This window comes from Dysosmobacter sp. Sow4_B12 (assembly GCF_052116665.1).
Taxonomy (GTDB): Bacteria; Bacillota; Clostridia; order Oscillospirales; family Oscillospiraceae; genus Oscillibacter.
In genome coordinates this window covers 1-954 of record NZ_JBQKKR010000029.1, presented here as the reverse complement: position 1 = coordinate 954, position 954 = coordinate 1, and the positions used below count along the sequence as shown (strand labels likewise).

1 pseudogene is annotated in these 954 nt (G+C 65.3%); it reads left to right on the top strand.

Annotated elements, in window-relative coordinates:
* Positions 1-954, top strand: a pseudogene (locus tag ACTQ4R_RS12970) (pyruvate:ferredoxin (flavodoxin) oxidoreductase); the annotation flags it as partial.

Genomic DNA, 954 nt, shown 5'->3' with positions numbered 1-954 from the left:
AAGGTGGACGAGTGGTCCGCCAAGGGCCGGAAGAACCTGTTCGGCTCCACCGTGGACGTCATCCAGATGCAGTCCGAGGCCGGCGCCGCCGGCACCTGCCACGGCTCCCTGCAGGCCGGCGCCCTGACCACCACCTTCACCTCCTCTCAGGGCCTGATGCTGATGATCCCCGCCATGTACGCCATGGGCGGCCAGTTCCTCCCCAGCGTCATGCACATCGCCTCCCGCGTGGTCACCTCCAACCACCACTCCATCTTCGGTGACCACACCGACTTCATGACCTGCCGCATGACCGGCTACGCCATGCTGATGTCCTCCTGCCCCCAGGAGGCCATGGACCTGGCTGCTGTGGCCCACCTGTCCGCCATCAGCGGCAAGTACGCCTTCATGCACTGCTTCGACGGCTTCCGCACCTCTCACGAGATGCAGCGCATCGAGGCTCTGGACTACGAGGACCTGCGGCCCCTCATCGACCAGAAGGCCCTCAGCGAGTTCCGCCGCCAGTCCCTGAACCCCGAGCATCCCACCAACCGGGGCAACAACGTCAACCCCGACGTGTACTTCCAGTGCAAGGAGGGCGCCAACGAGAAGGCCGCCTCCATCCCCGATACGGTCCAGCACTACATGGACGAGATCAACAAGCTCACCGGCCGGGACTACAAGCTGTTCAACTACTACGGCGCTCCCGACGCGGAGGAGGTCATCGTGGTGATGTGCTCCGCCTCCGAGGCCGTGAAGGAGACCGTGGACTATCTGAACGCCCAGGGCCGCAAGGTGGGCCTGGTGCAGATCCACCTGTACCGTCCCTTCTCCGTGAAGCACTTCGCCGCCGCCATCCCCGCCACCTGCAAGCGCATCGCCGTGCTGGACCGCTCCAAGGAGACCGGCTCCGTGGGCGAGCCTGTGTACCTAGACGTGGTCACCGCTTTGAACCAGGCTGGCCGCGGCGACATC